Annotated in this window: 22 protein-coding genes and 1 tRNA gene; 12 read left to right on the top strand and 11 right to left on the bottom strand. The window is 67.3% G+C overall.

Annotation, left to right across the window (positions count from 1 at the left end; genetic code table 11):
- Window positions 1–35: 35 nt before the first annotated feature.
- Complete coding sequence (locus tag JMJ55_RS17460) at window positions 36–1421, bottom strand: amidohydrolase family protein (RefSeq protein ID WP_202826868.1); 1386 nt, start codon at window positions 1419–1421, stop codon at window positions 36–38.
- Window positions 1422–1491: 70 nt separating this feature from the next.
- Here JMJ55_RS17460 and JMJ55_RS17465 point away from each other — a divergent pair, with 70 nt between their 5' ends.
- Both JMJ55_RS17465 and JMJ55_RS17470 read left to right on the top strand, forming a co-directional pair.
- Window positions 1492–3048 (top strand): acetyl-CoA acetyltransferase, encoded by a 1557-nt coding sequence (locus JMJ55_RS17465; RefSeq protein ID WP_202826869.1) that lies wholly within the window; start codon window positions 1492–1494, stop codon window positions 3046–3048.
- Between the two features lie 26 nt (window positions 3049–3074).
- On the top strand, window positions 3075–3902 hold the full coding sequence (locus tag JMJ55_RS17470; protein ID WP_202826870.1) for an SDR family NAD(P)-dependent oxidoreductase: 828 nt from the start codon (window positions 3075–3077) through the stop codon (window positions 3900–3902).
- Here JMJ55_RS17470 and dut read toward each other — a convergent pair whose 3' ends face one another.
- From dut to JMJ55_RS17485, 3 genes are all read right to left on the bottom strand, one after another.
- Window positions 3903–4370 (bottom strand): dUTP diphosphatase, encoded by a 468-nt coding sequence (gene dut / locus JMJ55_RS17475; RefSeq protein ID WP_202826871.1) that lies wholly within the window; start codon window positions 4368–4370, stop codon window positions 3903–3905. It abuts the gene before it with no gap.
- A gap of 3 nt (window positions 4371–4373) precedes the next feature.
- The gene (locus tag JMJ55_RS17480) at window positions 4374–4925 is read right to left on the bottom strand and encodes a pyridoxamine 5'-phosphate oxidase family protein (protein ID WP_202826872.1); all 552 of its coding nucleotides are present in this window, start codon (window positions 4923–4925) and stop codon (window positions 4374–4376) included.
- Window positions 4926–4999: 74 nt separating this feature from the next.
- Complete coding sequence (locus JMJ55_RS17485) at window positions 5000–5230, bottom strand: hypothetical protein (protein ID WP_202826873.1); 231 nt, start codon at window positions 5228–5230, stop codon at window positions 5000–5002.
- A 172-nt stretch (window positions 5231–5402) separates the two neighbouring features.
- On the opposite strand from JMJ55_RS17485, the gene JMJ55_RS17490 reads away from it, so the two are divergent.
- The 3 genes from JMJ55_RS17490 to JMJ55_RS17500 all read left to right on the top strand — a co-directional run bounded on the left by JMJ55_RS17490 (window position 5403) and on the right by JMJ55_RS17500 (window position 6255).
- A complete protein-coding gene (locus tag JMJ55_RS17490) occupies window positions 5403–5735 on the top strand; it encodes a hypothetical protein (protein WP_202826874.1) in 333 nt (110 codons plus the stop codon).
- A 73-nt stretch (window positions 5736–5808) separates the two neighbouring features.
- Complete coding sequence (locus JMJ55_RS17495) at window positions 5809–6141, top strand: FKBP-type peptidyl-prolyl cis-trans isomerase (RefSeq protein ID WP_202826875.1); 333 nt, start codon at window positions 5809–5811, stop codon at window positions 6139–6141.
- Between the two features lie 39 nt (window positions 6142–6180).
- Window positions 6181–6255 (top strand) — tRNA-Thr (locus tag JMJ55_RS17500).
- A 709-nt stretch (window positions 6256–6964) separates the two neighbouring features.
- Here the strand turns inward: JMJ55_RS17500 and JMJ55_RS17505 are convergent.
- Window positions 6965–8044 carry an acyltransferase family protein gene (locus JMJ55_RS17505; protein ID WP_202826876.1) on the bottom strand — a complete coding sequence of 360 codons (1080 nt, stop codon included), beginning with the start codon at window positions 8042–8044 and terminating at the stop codon, window positions 6965–6967.
- 229 nt (window positions 8045–8273) lie between these two features.
- Between JMJ55_RS17505 and JMJ55_RS17510 the strand changes: the two genes are divergently transcribed.
- Window positions 8274–8960 carry an O-methyltransferase gene (locus JMJ55_RS17510; RefSeq protein ID WP_202826877.1) on the top strand — a complete coding sequence of 229 codons (687 nt, stop codon included), beginning with the start codon at window positions 8274–8276 and terminating at the stop codon, window positions 8958–8960.
- A gap of 218 nt (window positions 8961–9178) precedes the next feature.
- On the opposite strand, the gene JMJ55_RS17515 is transcribed toward JMJ55_RS17510, so the two are convergent.
- Complete coding sequence (locus JMJ55_RS17515; RefSeq protein ID WP_202826878.1) at window positions 9179–10126, bottom strand: polysaccharide deacetylase family protein; 948 nt, start codon at window positions 10124–10126, stop codon at window positions 9179–9181.
- A gap of 571 nt (window positions 10127–10697) precedes the next feature.
- Between JMJ55_RS17515 and JMJ55_RS17520 the strand changes: the two genes are divergently transcribed.
- The 5 genes from JMJ55_RS17520 (at window position 10698) to JMJ55_RS17540 (ending at window position 15816) form a co-directional block, all read left to right on the top strand.
- Complete coding sequence (locus JMJ55_RS17520; protein ID WP_202826879.1) at window positions 10698–10907, top strand: hypothetical protein; 210 nt, start codon at window positions 10698–10700, stop codon at window positions 10905–10907.
- A gap of 58 nt (window positions 10908–10965) precedes the next feature.
- A complete protein-coding gene (locus tag JMJ55_RS17525) occupies window positions 10966–11781 on the top strand; it encodes a Crp/Fnr family transcriptional regulator (protein ID WP_236033796.1) in 816 nt (271 codons plus the stop codon).
- Between the two features lie 384 nt (window positions 11782–12165).
- Complete coding sequence (gene nirB / locus JMJ55_RS17530; RefSeq protein WP_456237078.1) at window positions 12166–14610, top strand: nitrite reductase large subunit NirB; 2445 nt, start codon at window positions 12166–12168, stop codon at window positions 14608–14610.
- A gap of 5 nt (window positions 14611–14615) precedes the next feature.
- Complete coding sequence (gene nirD, locus JMJ55_RS17535; RefSeq protein WP_202826880.1) at window positions 14616–14939, top strand: nitrite reductase small subunit NirD; 324 nt, start codon at window positions 14616–14618, stop codon at window positions 14937–14939.
- A gap of 28 nt (window positions 14940–14967) precedes the next feature.
- Complete coding sequence (locus JMJ55_RS17540; protein ID WP_202826881.1) at window positions 14968–15816, top strand: formate/nitrite transporter family protein; 849 nt, start codon at window positions 14968–14970, stop codon at window positions 15814–15816.
- Window positions 15817–15822: 6 nt separating this feature from the next.
- Here the strand turns inward: JMJ55_RS17540 and JMJ55_RS17545 are convergent, their stop codons facing one another.
- Window positions 15823–16737 carry an SMP-30/gluconolactonase/LRE family protein gene (locus JMJ55_RS17545; protein ID WP_202826882.1) on the bottom strand — a complete coding sequence of 305 codons (915 nt, stop codon included), beginning with the start codon at window positions 16735–16737 and terminating at the stop codon, window positions 15823–15825.
- 136 nt (window positions 16738–16873) lie between these two features.
- Between JMJ55_RS17545 and JMJ55_RS17550 the strand changes: the two genes are divergently transcribed.
- Entirely contained in the window at window positions 16874–18118 is a 1245-nt protein-coding gene (locus JMJ55_RS17550) for an NAD(P)/FAD-dependent oxidoreductase (RefSeq protein WP_328702684.1), read from the top strand.
- Between the two features lie 7 nt (window positions 18119–18125).
- On the opposite strand, the gene JMJ55_RS17555 is transcribed toward JMJ55_RS17550, so the two are convergent.
- The 4 genes from JMJ55_RS17555 to JMJ55_RS17570 form a co-directional block, all read right to left on the bottom strand.
- A complete protein-coding gene (locus JMJ55_RS17555) occupies window positions 18126–19085 on the bottom strand; it encodes a Bug family tripartite tricarboxylate transporter substrate binding protein (protein ID WP_202826883.1) in 960 nt (319 codons plus the stop codon).
- Between the two features lie 284 nt (window positions 19086–19369).
- Window positions 19370–19867: an Lrp/AsnC family transcriptional regulator gene (locus JMJ55_RS17560; protein ID WP_236033797.1), complete on the bottom strand. Its 498-nt coding sequence runs from the start codon at window positions 19865–19867 to the stop codon at window positions 19370–19372.
- 78 nt (window positions 19868–19945) lie between these two features.
- Window positions 19946–20872 carry a 2-hydroxyacid dehydrogenase gene (locus JMJ55_RS17565; RefSeq protein ID WP_202826884.1) on the bottom strand — a complete coding sequence of 309 codons (927 nt, stop codon included), beginning with the start codon at window positions 20870–20872 and terminating at the stop codon, window positions 19946–19948.
- Between the two features lie 4 nt (window positions 20873–20876).
- The gene (locus JMJ55_RS17570) at window positions 20877–21746 is read right to left on the bottom strand and encodes a GNAT family N-acetyltransferase (protein WP_236033798.1); all 870 of its coding nucleotides are present in this window, start codon (window positions 21744–21746) and stop codon (window positions 20877–20879) included.
- Between the last annotated feature and the right edge of the window lie 188 nt (window positions 21747–21934).

The following is a 21934-nucleotide window of genomic DNA, read 5'->3' on the forward strand; positions in this document are numbered from 1 at the left end:
TCCTCGTTGCGGCCAGTCTGCGCGGCGCGGGCCGTTCAGTCCAGCGGGGCCAGGCCGGGTGGCCAGGGCAGGTCGGGCCGCTCGGCCCGCAGCCGGCCCCAGGCGCGGGTGGCGATCCGTTCCGCCTCGCGCAGGATGGCGGGCTCATCCATGGTCAGCACCCGGCCTTCCCGCATGATCCACTGTCCGTCCACCATCACGCTCTCCACATCGGCGGCCTGGCCCTGATGGACGAAGGCGCTGGCCATGTTCAGGCGCGGGACCAGATGCGGCCGGTCGGTGCGGATCAGGATGAGGTCGGCGCGGTTGCCGGGGGCGAGCCAGCCGCCATCCGGCACGCCCATCGCGGCATAGCCATTGCGCGTCGCCCAGCGCAGCGCCTCCTCCGGCGCCGGGTTGCGGCCATCTTCGCGGCGGATGCGCTCCATGAAGAGGCCGGTGCGCATCACCTCCACCATGTCCTCGGCCATGTTGTCGGTGCCCATGCCGATGGTGCAGCCCTCCGCCTGCAGCACGGAGATGCGGGGCGAGAGGCCCCGCCGGGCGGCGATGGCGGAATTGAAGGCGACCGAGGCGCGCGCCTTGCCGAGCAGCCGTTCCTCCTGATGCACCATGCAGCGGCAATGGGCGGCCACCAGCCGGGGCTGGAGGAAGCCGCAATCCTCCAGGTATTCGGTCGGCAGTCGGCCGCGATGCGCCTGGACGGCGGCGACCTCGCCCCAGATCTGGTTGAGATGGATGGTGCCGATGGTATCCAGCCGCGCCCGCAGCTCCTCCAGCCGCCGCAGCAGGCCGGGCGAGCACATATCCGGCGCCCAGGCGGAGACGCCGACGCGCAGCCGCCCCTCGGCCTTGCCGTTCCAGGCCGCATGCAGCCGGGCGACGCGCTCCAGCCCCTGCTCGCCCAGGCGTTCCGAGTGATCGAAGGGGGAGGGGTCGCCGATATTGGCCCCGGCACGGTCCCAGCAGCGCTCGGTCAGCAGCATCCGCAGGCCGGTCGCCGCCATCGCCTCGGCGCTGCCCAGCAACCCGGCGCCGTCCTCCAGCACCGCCGTCGTGCCGCTGCGGATCGCCTCCAGCGCGCCGAGCTGGCACATCACGGTGGTCTCCTCCACCGAGAGCGCCGGCAGGGGAATGGGCGAGAGGCCGCCGCAGAAGGGCGGGCGGTGCGGCGGCGAGAGATCCTCGAAGATGCCGCGCGCCAGCGTCATGTGCAGATGGGTGTGGATATTGGCGAAGCCCGGCAGCACGGCGCGGTCCCGCCCATCCACCAGCGTCGCGCCGGGATAGCGCGGCAGCACCTCCGCCTCCGGACCGATGGCGGCGATCCGGTCGCCCTCGATGGCGATGGCCGCGCCATGCAGCACGCGGTCCGCGTCATCCGCGGTGAGGATGGTGGTGCCATGGATGATGAGGGTCATGCGGGGCCTCCGCCGCCATCCGACCAGCAATGGCGGTGCCCGGCAAGCGGGGGGTTGGACAAAGCGCCGCATGCGCGCTTCCCTGGGCGGCAAGACGCAAGGGGAGGCAGGCATGGCGGCAGGGCAGGCGGCGGCACGCATTCCCGTCCTGATCGGAGCCGGCGAGGTCGTGGACCGGCCGGTCGAGCCGCGCCTGGCGTTGGAGCCGGCGGCGCTGATGACCGAGGCGCTGCGCCGCGCCGCCGAGGATGCCGGGGCGCCGGCGCTGCTCGCGGCGATCGACAGCCTCGACATCGTCAACAGCGTCTCCTGGCCCTATGCCGACCTGCCGGCGGCGCTGGCGTCGCGGCTGGGCGGGGCGCCGCGGCGGCTGGTCTATGGGCCGGTCGGCGGCGAGAGCCCGGTGCGCTTCCTGCATGAGGCGGCGCTGCGCATTGCCCGCGGCGAGAGCGAGGTCTCGGCCGTGGTGGGCGGCGAGGCGACGCATGCCGTGGCCCAGGCGCGCAAGGCCGGGATCGAGCTGCCCTGGACCGAGGGTGACCCGAATTGGCGACGCACCCGCGGGCGCGACTACCTGCACCCGCTCTCGGTGCGGCTCGGCGTCGCCGACCCCGTCTCGGTCTATCCCTTCTACGAGAATGCGGTGGAGGCCCATCTGGGCCAGAGCCCGGCCGAAGGTCAGGCGGAATCGGCGGCGCTGTGGTCGGCCTTCTCCGGCGTCGCGGCGCGCAACCCGGCAGCCTGGCTGAAGCGGGAATACAGTGCCGAGGAGATCGGCACGCCGGGCCCGGCTAACCGCCCGATCGCCTATCCTTATACCAAGCTGCAGGTCGCCAACCCGATGGTGAACCAGGGTGCGGCGCTGCTGCTGACCAGCCTCGATCGTGCCCGGGCGGCGGGCGTGCCGGAGGAGCGGATGGCCTTCCTCTGGGGCGGCGCCGCGGGGGTGGAGCCGCGCGACTACCTGAACCGCGACCACTACCACGAGGCGCATGCGCAGAATGCCGTGCTCGATGCTTGCGCCCGGATCGCCGCAGCGGAGGGCAGCGGCTTCGGCATCTGCGAGCTCTATTCCTGCTTCCCCTGCGTGCCGAAGATGGCGGCGCGGCGACTCGGCCTGCCCGTAGGGATGGCGCCGACGACGACGGGTGGGCTGACCTTCTTCGGCGCGCCGTTGAACAACTACATGACCCATGCAGCGGCCGCGATGCTGCGGGCGCTGCGCGCCGGGCGCGACGAGGCGGCGCTGCTTTATGGCCAGGGCGAATTCGTCACCAAGCATCATGCGGTGGTGCTGGCGCGGCGGCCGGCGCGCGATGAGCTGGCCGAGACCTACAGCGTGCAGGCCGAGGCGGATGCGCGGCGCGGCCCGGTGCCCGCCTTCGCCGAAGCCGCCGAGGGACCGGCGCGCATCGAGACCTTCACCGTGCTGCATGACCGCGAAGGCGCGCCGGAACAGGGCGTCGTCATCCTGCGCCTCGCGGATGGGCGGCGCGGGCTGGCACGGGTGCCGGCCGCGGATGCCGATGCCATCGCCCTGCTGCTGCGGCGCGACCGCACGCCGATCGGCACCCCCGGCCTTGCCGCCCTTGCCGGGGATGGCGTGCCCGAATGGCGGCCGGACTGAATCCCAATCCAGAGGAGGAGAACAGCATGTCCCGCAAGCTCGAAGGAAAGGTCGCGCTCGTCACCGGCTCCGGTCGTGGCATCGGCCGGCAGATCGCGCTCAAGCTGGCCAGCGAAGGCGCCCGCGTCGTCGTCAACGACCTGGATGACGGACCGGGCGCCGAGACCGTCGCCGAGATCACCGCGGCGGGCGGCACGGCCATCGCCTGCAATGGCGACGTGACGGCGGAAGGCTTCGCCGAACGCTTCGTCCAGGCCGGGATCGACAGCTTCGGCGGGCTCGACATCATCGTCAACAATGCTGGCTATACCTGGGACAATGTCATCCAGAAGATGTCGGACGAGCAGTGGATGGCGATCCTCAACGTCCATCTGACGGCGCCCTTCCGCATCATGCGCGCGGCCTCCCGCTTCATCCGCGAGGCGGCGCGGCAGGAGGCCTCGGAAGGCCGCGAGGTGTTCCGCAAGGTGGTGAATATCAGCTCCACCTCCGGCGTCTATGGCAATGCGGGGCAGGCGAACTACTCCACCGCCAAGGCGGGCATCGTCGGCCTGACCAAGGCGATGGCGAAGGAATGGGGCCGCTACAAGGTCAATGTGAATGCAGTCGCCTTCGGCCTCATCATGACGCGGCTGACCGAGGCGCCGGCGCATGGCGGCGCGACCATCGACATCTCGGGCCGAGAGATCGCGGTGGGCGTCAATCCGCAGGTGCTGAAGACCGCCGAGCAGATGATCCCGCTCGGCCGCGGCGGCCGGCCGGAGGAGGCAGCGGGCTCCGTCTACCTTTTCTGCATCCCGGAATCGAATTACGTCAGCGGCCAGGTGCTGGTCGTGGGCGGCGGCAGGCCCTGATCAGCCGGTGCCGGTGGAGCCGAATCCGCCGGCACCGCGCGCCGAGACGGTGGTGAATTCCTCCACCAGCGTGAATTCCGGCCGCAGGATCGGCACGAAGACGAGTTGGGCGAAGCGTTCGCCCGGTTCGATGCGGATGGGCTCGGCGCCGGGCGTGTTGCGGTTCCAGGCGCTGACCAGGATCGGGCCAGTATAGTCGGCATCGATCAGCCCGACCAGGTTGCCGAGCACCAGCCCGCGCTTGTGGCCGAGGCCGGAGCGCGGCAGCACCAGCGCGGCCATGCCGGCATCGGCCATGTGCAGCGCGAAGCCGGCCGAGATCAGCTGGGGCGGCGCCCCCGCCTCCAGCAGGGCTGGGGCATCGAGGCAGGCATGCAGGTCGATGGCGGCCGCCAAGCCGGTCTGGTAGCGGGGCAGGCCCCAGTCGCGCAGGCGTTCGTCCAGCAGCTTCAGCTCGATCGCGGGCATGGCTCAGACTCCGGCAGGCAGGGCGGGCAGCCCGTCGAGGCTGCGGGTATTCTTCTCGGCGCGATAGGCGATGAGCCCGGCCTCGCCCTTGGCCTCCGCCCAGCGGCGGAGATTGGGCCTCTCGCCCATCGGGGCGAAGAGCGGCACGCCATAGCCGCAGGAGGTCTGCACCAGGTCGATCTCCAGCCGGACGATCTGCCGCGCGCCGGGCGGCTCCTCGCCGTAGTGGTCAGCGAGCAGGGCGGCGTAACCGGCAGTGCCGCGCGGCAGGCTCTGGCCGCGGCCATAGAGGCGGAGGATCAGCGGCGGTCCCTCGAAGGCGCAGACCATGATGGTCGGCCGCCCATCCGCGCGGAGATGCGCCGCCGTCTCGGCCCCGCTGCCGGTCTGGTCGAGGTAGCAGACGGCATTCGGGCCGAGCAGGCGCAGGGCCGAGGCCTCGCGCGGCGAGACATTCACCCGGCTCTCCGCGGTTGCGGAGGCGGTGAAGAAGATGCGCTGCCGCCCTATGAACTCGGCATGGGCCGGTTCGATGCGTGGAAACTGCTTCGCCATGTCCTGCCCCCACTGGCCACCAACCCTTGGCTACCAGGGCATGGCGGCCCCGGTCGAGGGGGCAGGGCAGGGGCTTAGGCTGCTTCGCCGGCCGGGGTTGGGGCGAAGCCCTTCTCGCTCATCAGCATGAGCAACGCGCCGCAGATGGCGCCGGAGAGCGAGGCGAGGTCGCCGAGATGCCAGCCGGTGCCGGCCTCCCAACGGCCGAAGATGAAGAGCGCCGTGGCGAGGGCGAAGAGGCCGGCCCAGAGAGCCCGATTCCTGGACAGATGGGCGGTGATCGCCCGGTGCGGCTGCATCGGCATGCTTCGTATTCCTCGTCTCGTTCTGGGTCCTCTGAGGCATTGGTGCATGCGCCGACACATCGCGCCAGCCGCGGTTGCGTGTATTTTGTCTACCGTTACAACCGATGCGTGCTGGCCTGGCCGCGGCCCAGGCTGTAGTCGGTTCGATCTGGACCGGATGGAGGGAGACCTTGTGATCAGGCCCGTCACCGACCAGAGGATCGAGGCGCGCCGCCTGGACGAGCGCCGCCGCCGGGCGGCCGAGCATCGATGGCGCTGCTACGATTTCGGTCATGACATAGTCAGTTATGGGGAATGGACGCAGCATGGCCGGGATGGCGGTCATTGGCGCCGTCCGGTGCGGCTGCGTGCCGGGCGTGGGGAGCTGGCGGTGACCTTCGCCGTCACCTTCGCCGTCAACACCAACCACATGATCGAGGCCTATGCCGAGACCATAACCGACCCGCCCTTGCTGGTCGGCCAATGGTCCGATGACGAACGCCGTGCGCCGCAATGGATGATGTAGGGCAGGGCCGACCCCTCCTGGCCCTGGGCGGCCGGGCCGTGCATGATCCCCGCCGCATGATGGGAGAAGGCGCATGACCGACCAGAAGCTCGGCACCGGCGAGACGGCCACGGCCGGCCGGACCGTTTCGGTCCACTATACCGGCTGGCTGTACGACCCGGCGGCGTCCGACAACAAGGGGCGGAAATTCGACAGCTCCCGCGATCGCGGCCAGCCCTTCGAGTTCGAGCTTGGCGCCGGCCACGTGATCGCCGGCTGGGACCAGGGCGTGGAGGGGATGAAGGTTGGCGGCCAGCGAACCCTCACCATCCCGCCCGAGCTCGGCTATGGCGCCCGCGGCGCCGGCGGGGTGATCCCGCCCAATGCGACGCTGGTCTTCGACGTCGAATTGCTGGCGGTGGGCTGACCGCAGGGGACGGGTCTGCTACAGCGGATCCGTCCCGGGGCCGGGTTAGCACAGGGGTAGTGCAGCTGATTTGTAATCAGAAGGTCGGGGGTTCAAATCCCTCACCCGGCACCAATGTTTCTAGATAGTTGACTAGCAATTACGCGGGAAGGTGCGACGGGTCTCCAGTTCGCGGACCTGGTGCGGACCTTATAGATGAGGGCAGCTTGGTTTCGGAGTTTCCGCCACAAGCCCAGACGTCGCGCCGAACCCTGTTGATGCCTTCAAAGTAAGCGACCAGCAGCATGCGGAAGTAGTACCCGGCAGCAGTGACGGCTGGCCCCGGCGCGGCGTATTAGGCGACGCAGAGCCCCTTGGCGAAGCCGTCGAACCCGCGCCGGCTGTAAGCTCCGCCGGCAGTCAGTCATAGGAGGCTTGGCCTGGCGAGCGCGGCATCTCCGACCACGCCACTCATACCAAGTCCCTTAATCCCAACCTATCGGCGGCCGGGGGGGGGGCGCTCCGACGCAGCCTGCCCCGGCCTCGGCGGAGCCGCTTTACTGCATAGGTTCTGATCAGCGGGATTTGGTATAAGAGCTGTTGATAGGTTGGGATCATTGGGACTTGGTATAACATCTCTGCCTGACGGTCCCGCTGCCGACCCAGAGCCATTCGAACCTGCCACCATCCCCAAAGGCGACAGAATTCGCCCAAGCCAAACTCGCCAACGGGCTGATTAAAGCGGCGAATGCGGGGCTACTGCGATCCTTTGCCGCCGACTTTCTCGGTCATCACCTTCACGGCTGACCAGAGCTTCGCCGTGTATTTGTTGTCAGGGTTCCCCTTATGCGACACCCTCCCCAGACCTCCTCGCACTCCCCTGTCCTAAATCGCCCCCTCTTATGTAGTCCCGAATGGATTTGATTGGTGCTTCCACAGCATAGTTGGCTATGGAAGCCGCGACCAGCGCTGCCGCAAAGGCTGTTACCATGGCGAAATAAGACTGCGGGAGAAATGCTGACACAAGGATCAGAATGACAAAATGCTGCAGGTAGAGCGGATATGATAGGTCGCCGAGGTCTCGGTCCCATCGTTTGAGGCGGCCACTCGGTCTCATGTGAGCCAACAAGAGAACAGAAGCTATTAAGGCTGAAAAAAGTGCTGCTTGAGAGGATAGCTGCACTAATGATAATGCCTTGCCTCGATAGAAGTCGGGCATATTGATGGTAACGCAGGTCCAAAGGCAGATTAAATAAACAACAAAAATTGCAAAATAATATCTTTTTAAACGTCGGGTTTCGGCGAAATAGGAAATGGTGCCGAGTATGAAATATGGCCCATACTGCAGTATGGGTGGAGCCATTCCGATGCATGCGAGCGCATACCCAAACATTGAAAGAAATAGCGCCGCCGCACATGCTTCCGTCCGGCCGAGAATGCCTGCACCAAGTGCCAAAGCCACCACGGCGTAAAATAGAACTTCCACCCTGAGCGCCCACACATAGGGAATTAGGGCCAGATCATCCTGGCCTACCCCAGGCAACACCATAACGACATTTACTGCCAGGTTTGACATCGTAATCAGATCGGTCGGTGGGGCCGTGACCAACCTGTTCGGGAGAAAGCCAGGTCGCAAGCTTTGGACGACCAGAATAGCTAAAGTTGCAAAACAAAGCGAGAATAGATACTGAGGCATAATGCGCAGTGCACGGTTTGCCGTGAAAGCAACAGGGCGGTTATTATAGTGCCGCTCTGCAGCTTCAGTCATGATAAATCCAGACAGGCAAAAAAACACGAGAACCGCAACAGATCCAGTACCCCACATACCCCAGTTCATGCCTGCTGGACCTACGTGGCCCACATGCTGCGCTAGGACGAGCAGAGCAAGTATTACCCTAAGTGCACCGAACGGCCTATATTTCATTGCATGTCCTGCTTTTCGTCATTCACAGGATTGGACAATCCTGCGGATTTACTGTATGTTCCGGCAGAAGCGCGACTGCACGATCCTCCGCAGTGTGGACAGTCCGCACTTCAGATTAGCGAAGCGCCGATCAGATTCATCCTGCATTTGAATGACGTCCTTGCTAATAATGCCGACGGCGCATAGCGAGCGGGGGTGGAAGAAGAAATAATCCTCAGGCCGCATCCTAATGAAGTTCTCCGGCTTTCAGAGGCTAGGTGTTTGGTCCCGGGATTTGGCGGTGCGGGTTTGCGGTGAAGCGTGCGGCTCCGTTCGCCTTGGCTCACGAAATCGGCAAGCCATCTACTTTTTGGTTATGGCCTTCAGGCCCAAAAAGATACTCGAGATCGGAACGCATGTCGGCGCGTCAACAATTTCAATGGCTGCTGCTTTGAAGCGGTTAGGCGAGGGCAGCAGTATCACAACTGTTGATATATTTGATGTGAATGATCGGGCTAATGGCCCGTGGAGAAAAATAGGCTTGGATGGGTCGCCAAGTGATTTTGCTGGCTCATTGAACTTCCACGACAGAGTCAACTTTGTGACAGCGCCGGCACAGGATTTTATGCGATCGACTGATCAGTCTTTCGATTTCATTTTCCTTGATGGCTCGCATAAATCTCACGACGTCTACCAAGAAGTTAGTGCAGCACTGAATCTTCTCAACCCTGGTGGAACTATTCTGCTCCACGACTACTTTCCTGCGGGAGAATCTTTGTGTCCCGACAAGGAAATACTGCAAGGCCCGTTCCGTGCGATGCGCAGAATACACGAAGAGAACCGGGCGATCGGAATTTTACCTCTTGGTGCACTGCCGTGGGCAACGAAGCAGGGAACAAACGCAACAACCTTGGCTCTCGTGTTGAAGGACTACTGAAGCTCACCGGTCCAAACGTTAGCGGTGTTTGTCAAAGACGTTGTCCAGTGACTGCCAGGAGGCCTCAACGGCCGTTGGCGAACTTGTCCTGAGTTGATTTCGTTGCCCGGGGGTGGTGACCAGGACTGTTGAACGCTCTGGGATGCGGAAGACTATTTACTGCTTTGCGATATGAGGTCAGTCGTAGGCGGATCAGCAAAACCTCATTTCGCAGCGGATCAACTTGTTCCTCCGACCCGAAGTTTATGTACTAGCCAGCTCCGCTCCATTTGTGACCGCTCGAAGCGGGTGAGCACATGTTCACCCCGGTATTGCCGTATGTAATCCAGCAATGTTGCTACGGGAACAAACCATCCATTCTTCCTAGAAAGGCGAGTGAGGAGCCGACGAAACGTCGGGTCAACGTCCCCGCTCTTGTCCTGGAAGCGGATAGCGAAATGAGTATACATGATACATGCGCCGCCTTCTGCCTCAAGGCGATCCTGGTTGGCCTCTGAAACAGCACGAACGAAGGACTCGAGATCAGGTCCTTCCGTGGAGGAGAACCACTGGTTCACATAGGGCCGTTCTGGGTCATGGTAGGGCATTTTAGGAAACGCCGCCGCTGTATTGATGTTCTGAGTAATGAAGTTGCGGACGTACTCGACCCGGCTGCGACACAGGTCACCCCAGAAATGGGGGCTGTCCTCACGATGGCCGAACGACGCATTCATCATGCGCCCTCGTGTAAGCACGTTGTACACCAATCGCTGAGCCCCACTCACTCTGGCCGCGCCCCAATAGATGTTCTCGGCTAGGTCCGCGTGGTTGGCCATGGTCCGGGGATCATGTCCGAAAAGATCGCGAAAGCGGTCGAGACCGCGTTGAATATCGGGGCGACAAACGCTGTGATTGGTTGTCCCGTGGAAACCGATTTCGAACCCGTCCCTCTGCAATCCGAGCACGTAAGCAAGATAGGCTGGGTCGTCACAAGTGGCTCCCCGGACTAAAGGCTCACGTGTCCCGGCGCACGGCCAAACGGATTTTGTCGTTCGAAAGCCGCAATCCTGCATCAGACCGTAGACCCGCTCGAAGTTTCCCGGGACGGCGAAATCGGTGTCGTCAAATACCGTGAATGCGAACGACTTACCATTTGGCCAGCGAATGCGGCTGTGTTGTTCGTTCACGAATTTCAACCTTCGACCTGAAAAAGGGTATCGTACCGTCTGTGCCCTGCTTGAAACAAGGCTTTCCAGGCGCTACCGCCCATTCGCTTCGGCCAAGATCCGCGCCGCCTCTGTGGCGAAGATGTCCCCATGCTGTTCCATTGCGCCTTCAAGCTGCGCCACAGGCCGCTGATAGATCCCCCATCGCATTCCTTTCGGCCGGCGAGGGGATGTGGGCTGCTCGAAAGAGCGATAGTCCTCCTCCCTCAACCGCCGATACAGGCGCCCTTGCCGCGCATGGCTGCGGTCCAAAGGTCCTTTCCGCTGGAATTAGGCGGTATGCCTGTCCTGCAGCGAAGATGGTGCCACCTGGTGGCAGGTGCAGCTTCAGGCTTGCGGACCCAGCGAGGAGGTCCGCTATGGGTGCGTGTGGCGTCTCATGGCGGCACGGTTTTGCTGATTCGTAATCGGAGGTCGGGGGTTCAAATCCCTCACCCGGCGCCATCGCCGCCTCAACGGGCAGGTAGCGGCCGACCGAAGGCCTCACCGGAACAAGATTGAACCCCGAAGCCGTTCGTGGTTTGTTCGAGTCATGCCGGACGATCTCGAACCGCTGTCGGAGGTTGAGCTCGCTGACCTGGCGGAGGCGCTCTATCACGCGCTGTCCTTCGATCGGGACGGGAAGCCGCGTCAGTGGCGGGACCGTATCGATGCCCTGGCCACGGCGGAATGGCAGGCGCGCTTCCTCCGCGAAAGCCGCTTCGTGGTGTTGCGTCGACCACGACCGACGCAGGAAACCTAGGCCTTCCGATCCCGAAGGCGGCCTTGTCGGTTTCTGTACAGACAATGATGCAGGGGCGATGCGAGCGGTGGCGATCCCGCCCATCCCTGGCCATGCGCTGCGGCACTTGCTCCGCGCGCCGGCCCGTCCCAAGGACGACATCATGTCCCATACCGCGGTGCCGCCCCGGCCCCGGAACCGGTTGCTGAAGGCTGTGCCGCCCGAGGAGCTGGAGCAGCTCCTTCCCCGGCTCGATCTGGTGGAGCTTCCCATGCGGGCCATACTGCAGGAGCCAGCCACGCCCATGCCGGCCGTCCATTTCATCGAATCTGGCTATTGTTCGATGGTGGCGTCCTTCAGGAATGGCGACAGTGCCGAAGTGGGCGTGGTCGGTCCCGAGGGCATGGTCGGCCTGCCGCTGCTGCTCGATGACGAGCTCGATGATCTGGAGGGCATGGTCCAGGCTCCGGGCACCTCCTTCCGCATGGCGGCCCCGGCCTTCCGGGAGGCGCTTGTCCGCCTGCCTGGATTCGCCCGGCTGCTGCGGCGCTATGCCCTCTCGCATCATGGCCAGGTGGCGCGGACCGCGGCCTGCAACGGGCGCCACCTGCTGAACCAGCGACTCGCGCGCTGGCTGCTGATGGCGCATGACCGCTGCGAGGATGATACCTTCCCCATCACGCACGAATTCCTGGCGATGATGCTTGGGGTGCGACGGGCCGGCGTGACGGTCGCCGCCAGCGCGCTGCAGAAGGCGGGCCTCGTCCGCTATGCGCGCGGCCGCGTCACCATTACCGACCGGCCCAGGCTCGAGGCGGCGGCTTGCGAGTGCTACCACGTGGTCCGTCGTGCTGAGGAACGGCCTTTCGCCTTGGATGCGCCCGCGGCGCGGTAGCCTGATGGGAAGTAATAGATCGGCGGCTCAGGCTTAAGCCAAAACCGCCATGCCTCCGATCCAGCCCGAACCTTATCGCCCAAGATATTGTCTGTTGCACAATAAATAGTCTTAATTTGTGCCTTGGGCGCCGCACCAACGAAGGCTTGCGCAAATCCGCGCCTTTGCCTAGAAATGCGCCGCTGCCCCGCAGCGCGGAGCCGAGGCAACGGCGTCTCCCCTCCGATCGGTCCTCTGTCGACATCGGCAAGTCAAAGGCGGCTTGCAGGCACGCAGTGGTCGGGCGCCCCCTGGGCGCATCAGCCACCGGGCGTTGCGCGGACCGGCTATGCACCAGCCCAGCTTCCCCACCCAGCAGCCCGGCCCCGTCGCGGAGGCCCTGGCATGAACATGATGTCTGCCCCCCGGCGCCGCCTGGTCGTCGTCGGCAACGGCATGGCCGCCATGCGCACCGTCAGCGAACTGCTGTCCCGCGCGCCGCAGCGCTACGACATCACCGTCTTCGGCGCCGAGCCGCATCCGAACTACGACCGCATCGCGCTCTCCTCCGTCCTCGCCGGCGAGAAGAGCCTGGAGCAGATCGTCATCAACCCGCTCGCCTGGTATGCCGAGAACGGCATCCGGCTGATCGCGGGCGACCCGGTGGTGGCGATCGACCGCGCCGCGCGCACCGTCACCAGCGCCGCCGGCCATGTCGCGCCCTATGACAAGCTGCTGATCGCCACCGGCTCCCGCCCGCTGGTGCCGCCGCTGCCGGGGCTGCGCCTGCCCGGCGTCTGCACCTTCCGCGACATCGCCGATGTCGAGGCGATGATCGCGGCCGCCGAGACGCAGCGCCGCGCGGTGGTCATCGGTGGCGGCCTGCTCGGGCTGGAAGCGGCATGGGGCCTGAAGCGCCGCGGCATGGGCGTCGCCGTGGTGCATCTGATGCCGACGCTGATGGAGCGCCAGCTGGACGAGGCCGCCGGCCAGATGCTGCAGCGCGCCCTGGATGAGCGCGGCATTGCCTTCTTCACCAATGGCCAGACCGAGGAAATCCTCGGCACCGACCGGGCCGAGGGTGTGCGCCTGGCGGATGGGCGGGAGGTTCCGGCCGATCTCGTCGTCGTCGCCATCGGCATCCGGCCGAATATCGACCTGGCCCGCGCCGCCGATCTGGAAGTGAACCGCGGGATCGTCGTCGGCGACGACATGGCGACGACGGCGGATGCCGATATCCATGCGGTCGGCGAGTGCATCGAGCATCGAGGCCAGGTCTTCGGCTTGGTGGCGCCGATCTGGGAGCAGGCCAAGGCCTGCGCCGCGCAACTCGCGGGCGACGCGACGGCCGCCTATGTCACCCCGCCGCTTTCGACCCGGCTCAAGATCACCGGCATCGACGTCTTCTCCGCCGGCGCCCTCTCCGCCGCCTCCGAGGAGGATGAGGAGGTGGTGCTGCAGGACCGCAAGCGCGGCACCTATCGCAAGCTGGTGCTGCGGGACGACCGGCTGGTCGGCGCCGTGCTGTATGGCGAAGTCGCGGACGGGCCCTGGTACTTCCGCCTGATGCGGGAAGGCACCGACATCGGCGCCATCCGCGGCAGGCTGATCATGGGCGAGGCCGCTTGCGGCCTGACGGCGGCCGACCCGAAGGCGGCGCTCGCCGCCCTGCCGGATTCGGCGGAAATCTGCGGCTGCAACGGCGTCTGCAAGGGCAGGATCACCGGCGCCATCGCCGATCTCAAGCTGACCACGCTGGATGCGGTGCGGGCGCATACCAAGGCCAGCGCCTCCTGCGGGTCCTGCACCCCGCAGGTCGAGGCGCTGCTGGCAATGACCGCCGGCGTCGCCGCGCCGACCGGCCCCAAGCCGATGTGCAAATGCACGACGCATGGCCATGACGCGGTGCGCCGCGCCATCCTTGAGCAGGATCTCAGGACCATCCCGCAGGTGATGCAGCGCCTCGGCTGGCGCAGCAGCAATGGCTGCCATTCCTGCCGCCCGGCGCTGAACTACTACCTGCTCTGCGCTTGGCCCGGCGAGTATGTGGACGACGCGCAGTCCCGCTTCGTGAATGAGCGGATGCACGCCAATATCCAGAAGGACGGCACTTATTCCGTGGTGCCGCGCATGTGGGGCGGGCTGACCAACCCGCGGGAGCTGCGCGCCATCGCCGATGTCGCCGACAAATACGCGGTGCGCGAGGTGAAGGTCACCGGCGGCCAGCGCATCGACCTGTTCGGCGTGAAGCGGGAAGACCTGCCGGCCGTCTGGCGCGAGCTCAACGCGGCCGGGATGGTCTCGGGCCATGCCTATGCCAAGGGGCTGCGCACGGTGAAGACCTGCGTCGGCTCCACCTGGTGCCGCTTCGGCACCCAGGACAGCACCGGCATGGGCGTGAAGCTGGAGAAGATGACCTGGGGCAGCTGGCACCCGCATAAGGTGAAGCTTGCCGTCTCCGGCTGCCCGCGCAACTGCGCCGAGGCGACGATCAAGGATTTCGGCGTGGTCGCGGTCGATAGCGGCTGGGAGCTGTCGGTCGGCGGCAATGGCGGCATTCATGTCCGCGCCACCGAATTCCTGTGCAAGGTCACGAGTGAGGAGGAGGTGCTGGAGCATTGCGGCGCCTTCCTCCAGCTCTACCGCGAGGAGGCGCATTACCTGGAACGCACCGCGCCCTGGGTGGCGCGCGTCGGCATCGACCATGTCCGCCAGCGCGTGGCCGAGGACCATGAGGGCCGCCGCGCCCTGCATGAGCGCTTCCTCTATGCCCAGCGCTTCGCGCAGGTCGATCCCTGGGCCGAGCAGGCCGGGAGCGACGCCTTCAAGACCCTGGTCCCGGCGGAGTGACGAGCATGGAGACGACGCTCACCTGGACCCCGGTCGCGCGGCTGGCCGACATCCCCCGGCTCGGCAGCCGGGTGGTTGCCACCGCCGGCGGCGATGTCGCGCTGTTCCGCTGCGCCGATGACAGCGTCTTCGCGCTCGACGATCGCTGCCCGCACAAGGGCGGCCCGCTGAGCCAGGGCATCGTCCACGGCTATGCCGTAACCTGCCCGCTGCACAACTGGGTCATCGACCTCGCCAGCGGCGAGGCGCAGGCGCCCGACAGCGGCTGCGTCAACCGCCGGCCGGTGCGGCTGGAGGGCGACCGCATCCTGCTGGCGCTGCCGGCCTGATCCCCGCGATACCAAGGAACCGAATCCGATGGCCTATCTGGCACCCCAGGAATTCGTGGCGAAGATGATAGATGCCGGCGAATCCAAGGTCTTCATGTCCACCCGCGACACGCTGATCCGCGCCTTCATGGCCGGCGCCATCCTGGCGCTGGCCGCTGCCTTTGCCGTCACCGTCACGGTGCAGACCGGGCAGCCGCTGGTCGGCGCCATCCTCTTCCCGGTCGGCTTCTGCCTGCTCTATCTGCTCGGCTTCGACCTGCTGACGGGTGTCTTCACCCTGGTGCCGCTGGCGCTGATCGATCGCCGGCCGGGCGTCACCGCGGGCGGGATGTTGCGCAACTGGACGCTGGTCTTCTTCGGCAATTTCGCCGGCGCGCTGCTGGTGGCGGTGATGATGGCGATCATCTTCACCTATGGCTTCACCGAGGCGCCGAATGCCGTCGGCCAGCGCATCGGCACCATCGGCGAGGGCCGCACCGTCGGCTATGCGGCGCATGGCGCCGCGGGGATGCTGACCCTGTTCATCCGCGGCGTGCTCTGCAACTGGATGGTCTCGACCGGCGTGGTCGCCGCCATGATGTCCACCTCGGTCTCCGGCAAGGTGATTGCGATGTGGATGCCGATCATGGTCTTCTTCTACATGGGCTTCGAGCATTCGATCGTGAACATGTACCTGTTCCCGTCCGGGCTGATGCTCGGGGGGCAGTTCTCCTTCATGGACTACATGCTCTGGAACGAGATCCCGACCGTGCTCGGCAACCTCGTCGGGGGCATCACCTTCGTCGGCCTGACGCTCTATTCGACCCATGCGCGGACGGCGCCGAAGCGCGGCCTGCCCGCACCGGCACCCGCCGCACATTACGCCCCGGCCGAGTAGAGCGGCCTAGGCCCCGGCGCGCATCCCATGCGCGTCGGGGATGTCCCAGGGCGCCTGGAGCACGGTGCCGCTGCTGGATTCGGTGATGACCACGCCGCCATCGGGGCGGAAGGCGAGGTTGGTGGTGGTGTGGCCCCGGCAGGACCGCATGGCCGCGATCACCTGCCCGAAGGCGCCATGGACCAGCACATGGCCGAGCCCGGCATGCGCCACCAGCAGGTTCCCCTTCGCATCCACCGCCATGCCGTCCGGCCCCGAGGGACCGTGGAAGGAGGCGAAGCGATGCACCTTCGCCGTGCCGCCCTGCGGCAGCAGCGGCACCCGCCAGACCGCATTGTCCCGCGTCATCGCCACATGCAGCACATCCTCCGCCGGCGAGAGGGCGAGGCCGTTTGGGCTCGGCCCATTGGCGATGAGGAGGTCGAGCCGCCCATTGGCGCAGAGGCGGTAGACCCGGCCGGTCGGGTCGTGCAGCCCGGTCTGGCCCTGGTCGGTGAAATACAGGTCCCCATTGCGGGCGAAGACCAAGTCGTTCACGCCCTTGAAGCGCTCGCCGTTGTTGCGCCCGAGCACCGTCTCGATCCGGCCCGTGGCGGGGTCGAGCGCCAGGATGCCGCTGCGGTAGTCGGCGATGAAGAGCCGCCCATCGGGATGCCGCGCCAGCCCGTTCGGCTCCCCGTCATACTCGGCGATGGCGGTCCAGCCGCCATCCGGGGCGATGCGGAAGATCCGCCCATGCGGGATATCGGTGACGAAGAGGTTGCCCGCCGGATCGAAGCAGGGGCCCTCGAGGAAGCAGTCCACCGCGGCGCCGCCCTTGTTGGCGCGCGACCATTCGGTGACCAGGGGCCGGCGCAGCCCGGACGGCATCTCGGTCAGGACCGTCGTTTCGATGATGCAGGGTGGTGGGAAGAGGCTCATCGCGTTACCCCTCCGGAGCTGGGCCGGGCCAGCATTCCTCCGGGCCGGCCATGCCGTCAAACGCGCCGACCCCCCTTGCCAGCACCGCCCGGCTTGGTTCTTGCTGCGAACGGATGGGACAGGCGAGAGGTGAGGCGTGGCACCACGGTCGGCGATCGTGCTCGGGGCGGGAATGGTGGGCGTCTCGGTCGCGCTGCACCTGCAGCGGCGCGGCTGCGCCACCGTGCTGCTGGACCGCCAGGGGCCGGGGGAGGGCGCCTCCTTCGGCAATGGCGGGCTGATCCAGCGCGAGGCGGTCTATCCGCATCCCTTCCCCCGGGCGCTGGCGGAGCTGCGGCGGATCGCCGGCAACCGGGCGATCGACGTCGCCTACCACCCGCTCGCCCTGCCCGGCTTCGTCTCGCCGCTGCTGCGCTACTGGTGGAATTCCGAGCCGCGCCGCTACCTGCGCGCGGTGCAGGCCTATGCCCGCCTCATCGCCACCTGCATCGACGAGCATCTGGCCCTGGCGCGCGACACCGAAGCCATGGCGCTGCTGCGGCCGATCGGCTGGATGCGCCTCTACAGCGACCCGCGCCTGTTGGAAGCCGCCCTGGCCCAGGCCGAGACGGCGCACCGCGACTACGGCATCAACTATGCCGCGCTCGATGGCGACGGCCTGGCCGAGGCGGAGCCGCATCTGCTGGCGCGGCGGGCGGGCGCGATCCACTGGACCGACCCGCTTTCGGTCAGCGACCCGCATGCCCTGACCCTGGCCTATGCCGGGATGTTCGCCGAGGCCGGCGGCACGCTGGCCACCGGCGATGCCATGACGCTGGAACGAGTGGGGCAGGGCTGGCGGGTGCAGTCCGCGACCGGGCCGGTCGAGGTGGAGGCGGTGGTTGTCGCCCTCGGCGCCGCCGCGGTGCAGCTCACCCGGCGCTTCGGCTATGCGCCGCCCTATTTCGGCAAGCGCGGCTACCACCTGCATTTCGGCCTGCGTGGCAATGCGGTGCTGCATCGCCCGGTGCTGGACACCGAGAGCGGCTTCCTGCTGGCGCCGATGCGGGCCGGCATCCGGCTGACGACCGGCGCCGAATTCGCTCGCCCCGATGCGCCGCCGAGCCCGATCCAGCTCGAACGCGCCGAGCCGGTGGCGCGGGGGCTGCTGCCCCTGGCGGAGCAGGTGGAGGACAAGCCCTGGATGGGGGTGCGCCCCTGCACGCCGGACATGCTGCCGATCATCGGCCCGCTGCCAGGCCAGAACGGCGCCTGGTGCGCCTTCGGCCATGCGCATCAGGGGCTCACCCTCGGCCCGACCACCGGCCGCATGCTGGCGGAGATGATGCTGGGCGAGGCGCCCTTCATCGACCCGCAGCCCTATCGGGCGGAGCGGTTCTGATCCGCCTCTACTCCGCGCGGATCCCGGCCGCGCGAATCGTCCCGCCCCAGAGGCGGCGATCCGCCTCGATGGTCCGGGCAAATTGCGCCGGGTCCTCCAGCCGCAGCGCCAGCCCGTTCTCCTGCAGGCGCTGCTGCAGGGCCGGGTCGGCGAAGCCGGCGCGCAGCGCGGTGAACCAGCGGCCGACCACCTCCTCCGGCATGCCGCGTGGGCCGCAGAGGCCGAACCAGCCGCTGACGGCATAGCCGGGCAGCGCCTCCGAGACCTGGGCCACCCCTGGGTAGCGCGGCGAGCCGATGCCGTCGGCGAAGGCCAGCAGCCGCAGCCCAGCGCCGATCTGCCCCGCGACATCGCCAAGATTGGTGATGATGAGGTCGGTGCGCCCGCCCGCCACATCCAGCACGCCGGGCGCCGCGCCGCGATAGGGCACATGCACCAGCCGCAGCCCGCCAAGCTGCGCCAGCCGCGCGCCCGAGAGATGCGAGACGGAGCCGATGCCGGCGCTGGCATAGGTAATGCTGTCCGGCCTGGCCCGCGCCGCCGCCAGCAGCTCCGCCATGCTGCGATAGGGCGACTGCGCCGAGACCACCACGGCCTGGGTGGAGTGGACGATATTGGCGATCGGCACCAGCTCCCGCGCCGGGTCGATCGGCAGCATGGCGCCGGGCAGCTCCGGGGTAATGGTCAGCAGCCCGGTCGAGCATTGCACCACCACATGCCCATCCGCCGGGCTGCGCGCCGCGGCCTCGGCGGCGACGAAGCCATTGGCGCCGGTGCGAATCTCCACCACCGGGCGCTGGCCGAAATCCTGCGCCACCGCCTCGGCAGTCAGGCGGTTGATGATGTCGCTGGTGCCGCCCGGGGCGAAGCCGCCCAGGATGCGGGGCGGCCTGTCGGGGAAGGCGGCGGCGGTCTGGGCGAGGCCCAGCAGCAGCAGGCCGGCGATCCAGGGCAGTGGCATCCTCATTCCCATCTCTCTCCCGTGCTGGCGCCTCTCCGGGCGCGCTTCGGCAACAGGCTGGCAGGATCGCGCGGCGGGCGCCATGCCCCGCTTGTGGCCGGGGCGCCACAGGCGGCGGCGCATGGCAGTGCGCGGGGGCGACAGGGAACGGACAACGAACGCTATAGGGAGGCCAGGAGTCTCCAGGCCCGGTCGCGACTACCCCAAGCCTTATCCAGAGGCTTGTCCACAGGGCTGGGGATGAGGCTTTGCTTGACTCCGCGGACCGGGTCGCGGGCGTGGCGCCGGGCTCAGCCCTCGGCGGGGAAGAAGACTTCCAGGTCGTAGGCGTGCTTCACGAAGACTGACTTGATGACGATGTAGGAGAAATACTTCTCGATCCCGATGCTGAGCGCCAGCATATGCTCGATCCGCTCCTGGTAATGCGGGATCGAGCGGGTCATGAATTTCAGCAGGTAGTCGTAGCCGCCGCTGACGAGGTGGCATTCGACCACCTCGCTCATGCCGCGGATGCTGGCCTCGAATCGCTGGAAATCGGCGCTGCGGTGATCCGACAGCGTGACCTCGGTATAGATGGTCACGGTGTCGCCCAGCTTCTGCAGGTTGAGATGCGCGCCATAGCCGGCGATGTAGCCCGCCTTCTCCAGCCGCTTCACGCGGGTGAGGCAGGGGCTGGGCGAGAGCCCCACCGCCTCGGCGAGATCGACATTGGTCGCGCGGCCGTTCTTCTGCAGATGGGCCAGGATCCGAAGGTCGATCCGGTCGAGTTTCGGGACGCCAGCCACCATGCGGAACCATCCGGCGGTGGAGAATCCCACCGCGCGAGACGCTAGCGCGCGGCCAGGGCGGCTGACAAGCGCGGGCGGTCAGTAGCCGCGGCTGCGATCCACCAGGCCGAGCATCGGCTCGCCACGCCGGTGCCGCCGGATGTTGTCGATGATCGCCTCGCCGCCCGTCTCCGCATGGGTCATGCTGGCGACATGCGGCGTGAGCCAGATCCGCGGATGCGACCAGAAAGGGTGATCCTCCGGCGGCGGCTCAGGTTCCGTCACATCGAGGATGGCGGCGGCGATCTGGCCGGAGTCCAGCGCGGCCAGAAGGTCAGCCTCCACCAGATGCCCGCCGCGGCCGGCATTCACCAAACTCGCCCCGCGCGGCAGCGCGGCGAAGAGCGCCGCATTCAGCATCCCCCGCGTCTCCGCCGTCAGCGGCAACAGGCAGACCAGGATGTCGAGTTCGGCGAGGAAGGCCGGCAGCTCCTCCATCCCAGCGAAGCAGGCGACGCCGTCCAGGTCGCGCCGCCCGCGGCTCCAGCCCGAGACGGCGAAACCGAAGCCCCGCAGCGCCTCGATCGTGGCGAGGCCCAGCACGCCGAGGCCGAGGATGCCGACGCGCCGCCGCTCCGCCCGAACGCTCCGGGTCGCGGCCCAGACGCGCCGCCGCTGCTGGTCGAGGAAAAGCGGCAGGTCGCGATGCAGGGCGAGCACGGAGAGGGTGACATATTCCACCATCCCCGCCGTCAGCCCCGGCTCCAGCATCCGCACCACCTGCACCGCAGGCGGCAGGGCGCGCAGGTCGAACTGGTCCACCCCGGCGCCGACGGAGAACAGCACCCGCAGCGCGGGGAAGCGTGCCGCCAGATCCTCGGGCGGCTGCCAGGCGGCGAGGTAGCGCACCGATGCCGGGTCCCCGGTCTCCGGCCAGATATGGAAGGGCAGGTCCGGCAGCGCCTCGGCGAAAAGCCGGCGCCAGGCCTCGCCGCGCAGCGGTTCGGATTTGTAGACGATGCTCATCGCCTCAGCCCATCGCCTGGCTGACGAGGGCGAAGCCGCGCAGCGTGCCATCGCCCTGCGGCGGCGTGCCGCGCACCATCACCGCGCCCGTCCCGACCTCCTCCAGGCCCAGGGATTGCAGCCAGGGCGAGAGGCCGCTCTCCTCCGGCACGTCGATCCGGATGAATTGCCCCGAGCGCGAGCCCAGCCAATGGGCGATCAGCGCCCGCGCGCCCGCCAGGTCGGGCGCCACCACCGGCCCGATCACCTGCCCATGTCCGAAGCGGCGAATGAGCGCGAAGCCGATCGCCTCGCCCTCCCGGTCCAGCACCACGCCGTCCGAGACGGGCAGCAGCGCCTCGATCAGGGAATCGCGCTGGAGGCCGAGCGCCCGCCGGTCGAGCGTGGCGAGAACCGGCGCGTCGCTGCGGCCGAGCGGGCGCAGCCGCTGCCCCGGCGGCAGCGGGATGAGCTCCGCCGAGAAGGTGCCGCCCTGATGCTGCCGCACCAGGCCCGTGCCGGTGAAGCCGAGGCTGCGATAGAGCGGCAGCCCGGCTTCGGTGGCGGTGAGCGTCACGCTCCGCTGCCCGAGGATGCCCAGCATGGCTTCGGTCAGCGCACGCCCGATGCCGCGGCCCTGCGCCGCATCGGCGACCACGACGAAGCCGAGCGCCGCCGCATCCGCCCCGTAGCGCCAGCCCATGATCGTGCCGACCAGGCGGCCATCCAGCTCGGCCGCCAGCCCATCGCCGAGCGCGAGGGCGAAGGCCCAGTCCTCCACCCGGTGCGGCCAGCGCAGCGCCGCCGTCAGGGGTTGCGCCGAAGGCAGGTCCGCGCTGGTGAGCGGGCGCAGCCGCACGGCGCCCTCTACCCTGTCTGCCGGTTCCTTCACCATGCGTGGCCCCATTCGATGCAGTTCTCGCCTGCCGCATGGATACCGGATGCGCGCGGCACGAGCTTCCGAAGTTGCGGAGGATTCGGCATCATCCGCCGCGTGGGGCACCGCACCGCGGTTTATGCCGATAGCCCGCCTGCAATCGGCATAATCTTCGCTTCACGGCGTGATGCCGATGGTATCGTGCG

Source organism: Belnapia mucosa (assembly GCF_016775475.1).
GTDB lineage: Bacteria > Pseudomonadota > Alphaproteobacteria > Acetobacterales > Acetobacteraceae > Belnapia > Belnapia mucosa.